Below are 3,096 nucleotides of genomic sequence, written 5' to 3'. Positions count from 1 at the left end.
ATAGATCGCCTGGTTTCGGGTCTACACCCAGCGACTGAATCGCCCTATTCGGACTCGCTTTCGCTACGCCTCCCCTATTCGGTTAAGCTTGCCACTGAATGTAAGTCGCTGACCCATTATACAAAAGGTACGCAGTCACACCACAAGGGTGCTCCTACTGTTTGTATGCATGCGGTTTCAGGATCTATTTCACTCCCCTTCCGGGGTTCTTTTCGCCTTTCCCTCACGGTACTGGTTCACTATCGGTCGATCACGAGTATTTAGCCTTGGAGGATGGTCCCCCCATATTCAGACAGGATTTCACGTGTCCCGCCCTACTTATCTAACGCCTAGTACCACCGATTTGATTTCGCTTACGGGACTATCACCCACTACGGTAAAACTTTCCATTTTTTTCAGCTATCAAATCGACTATCACGTTAAGGCTGGTCCGGTTTCGCTCGCCACTACTTCCGGAATCTCGGTTGATTTCTTTTCCTCAGGTTACTTAGATGGTTCAGTTCACCTGGTTCGCTTCGCTACACCTATGTATTCAGTGTAGGATACAGTATCGCTACTGTGGGTTTCCCCATTCGGACATCTACGGATCAAAGCTTGTTTGTCAGCTCCCCGTAGCTTTTCGCAGACTACCACGTCCTTCATCGCCTGTGATCGCCAAGGCATCCGCCGCATGCACTTATTCGCTTGATCCTATAACACTTAAGGCTACAGGATTATGAGTTTTAGCAATTGTGCCGTTCATCAAGTTTGCTTGGATTCGATTTCTCGAATTCAAAAAAGAACTTTGTTTGAACAAAATTGTTGATTTGCAATCACAACCCGTCTATTCATACAGCCAACAGTTAAGTTGGTGTATACATGAATACACTTCGTTGTGCTTTTTCCAGATTGTTAAAGAACATAACCAGCGATGAGCTTTATCAGCCCAACGAGTAACACTGTCATAAACAATGCTATTCGTTAAACTGTCAGTACCCAAGCAACTCGACGTTTCAAGTTGCGTTCACTGTATTTCATGACCAATTTTCAAATCACCACCGTAAAAATCGTGGTGGAGGATGACGGGATCGAACCGACGACCCCCTGCTTGCAAAGCAGGTGCTCTCCCAGCTGAGCTAATCCCCCGTGGTATTCGTGGTGGGTCAAGTTGGAATCGAACCAACGACCCCCGCCTTATCAAGACGGTGCTCTAACCGACTGAGCTACTGACCCAATTCGTTACTGCTTCGTTGGTGACTACCTTGGTCATGAACTTTTATAACAGCCAATAAGTGTGGACGCTTTCGCTTTGTGAACCTTCGCTCTTAAAGGAGGTGATCCAGCCGCACCTTCCGATACGGCTACCTTGTTACGACTTCACCCCAGTCATGAATCCCACCGTGGTAAGCGTCCTCCTTACGGTTAGACTACCTACTTCTGGTGAAACCCACTTCCATGGTGTGACGGGCGGTGTGTACAAGACCCGGGAACGTATTCACCGCGGCATTCTGATCCGCGATTACTAGCGATTCCGACTTCACGCAGTCGAGTTGCAGACTGCGATCCGGACTACGATCGGGTTTATGAGATTAGCTCCCCCTCGCGGGTTGGCGACCCTCTGTCCCGACCATTGTATGACGTGTGAAGCCCTACGCATAAGGGCCATGAGGACTTGACGTCATCCCCACCTTCCTCCGGTTTGTCACCGGCAGTCTCACTAGAGTGCTCTTGCGTAGCAACTAGTGACAAGGGTTGCGCTCGTTGCGGGACTTAACCCAACATCTCACGACACGAGCTGACGACAGCCATGCAGCACCTGTGTTCCGGTTCCCTTGCGGGCACTTCTAAATCTCTTCAGAATTCCAGACATGTCAAGCGTAGGTAAGGTTTTTCGCGTTGCATCGAATTAATCCACATCATCCACCGCTTGTGCGGGTCCCCGTCAATTCCTTTGAGTTTTAATCTTGCGACCGTACTCCCCAGGCGGTCAACTTCACGCGTTAGCTGCGCTACTAAGGCCTAACGGCCCCAACAGCTAGTTGACATCGTTTAGGGCGTGGACTACCAGGGTATCTAATCCTGTTTGCTCCCCACGCTTTCGTACCTGAGCGTCAGTATTATCCCAGGGGGCTGCCTTCGCCATCGGTATTCCTCCACATCTCTACGCATTTCACTGCTACACGTGGAATTCTACCCCCCTCTGACATACTCTAGCTAGGTAGTTAAAAATGCAGTTCCAAGGTTGAGCCCTGGGATTTCACATCTTTCTTTCCTAGCCGCCTGCGTACCCTTTACGCCCAGTAATTCCGATTAACGCTTGCACCCTACGTATTACCGCGGCTGCTGGCACGTAGTTAGCCGGTGCTTATTCTACAGGTACCGTCATCTACAGAGGTTATTAGCCCCTGTCATTTCTTCCCTGTCAAAAGTGCTTTACAACCCGAAGGCCTTCATCACACACGCGGGATGGCTGGATCAGGGTTTCCCCCATTGTCCAAAATTCCCCACTGCTGCCTCCCGTAGGAGTCTGGGCCGTGTCTCAGTCCCAGTGTGGCTGGTCGTCCTCTCAAACCAGCTACGGATCGTCGCCTTGGTAGGCCTTTACCCCACCAACTAGCTAATCCGATATCGGCCGCTCCAATAGTGAGAGGTCTTGCGATCCCCCCCTTTCCCCCGTAGGGCGTATGCGGTATTAGCCACTCTTTCGAGTAGTTATCCCCCGCTACTGGGCACGTTCCGATACATTACTCACCCGTCCGCCACTCGCCACCAAGAGAGCAAGCTCTCTCGTGCTGCCGTTCGACTTGCATGTGTAAAGCATCCCGCTAGCGTTCAATCTGAGCCAGGATCAAACTCTTCAGTTTAATCTCTGTATATTTTGCTTCAAATAACCAAAGTTATCTAAAGCGGAGTAATTCGTACTCAAAGAAATTTAGAGTTGTTTGCACAAGGCAAAAACCTAATTTTCTTTATGTGAGCACTTGATCTATATGTTTGGCGAACCTTCGTGAGAAGGTTGGTCCACTCATTCCAAGCGCCCACACTTATCGGCTGTTAAATTTTTAAAGAACACTTGCTACCGAAGTAGCAGGTCGCTGCCGTTGCAGCTAAACCAGA

The 3,096-nt window shown here is 49.7% G+C and carries 2 tRNA genes and 2 rRNA genes; all 4 read right to left on the bottom strand.

The annotated features are described in order from the left end of the window. Nucleotides 1-690 (bottom strand): 23S ribosomal RNA (locus tag ACLPHM_RS17175); the annotation flags it as partial. A 359-nt stretch (nucleotides 691-1,049) separates the two neighbouring features. After that, nucleotides 1,050-1,125, bottom strand: a tRNA-Ala gene (locus ACLPHM_RS17170). A gap of 10 nt (nucleotides 1,126-1,135) precedes the next feature. Beyond that, a tRNA-Ile gene (locus ACLPHM_RS17165) sits at nucleotides 1,136-1,212 on the bottom strand. Between the two features lie 94 nt (nucleotides 1,213-1,306). Then, a 16S ribosomal RNA gene (locus ACLPHM_RS17160) occupies nucleotides 1,307-2,843 on the bottom strand. Between the last annotated feature and the right edge of the window lie 253 nt (nucleotides 2,844-3,096).

Source organism: Paenalcaligenes sp. Me131 (genome assembly GCF_050487225.1).
Lineage (GTDB): Bacteria > Pseudomonadota > Gammaproteobacteria > Burkholderiales > Burkholderiaceae_B > Paenalcaligenes.
Note: the sequence above shows the minus strand (reverse complement) of the source record. Positions and strands in the feature narration are given on the sequence as shown.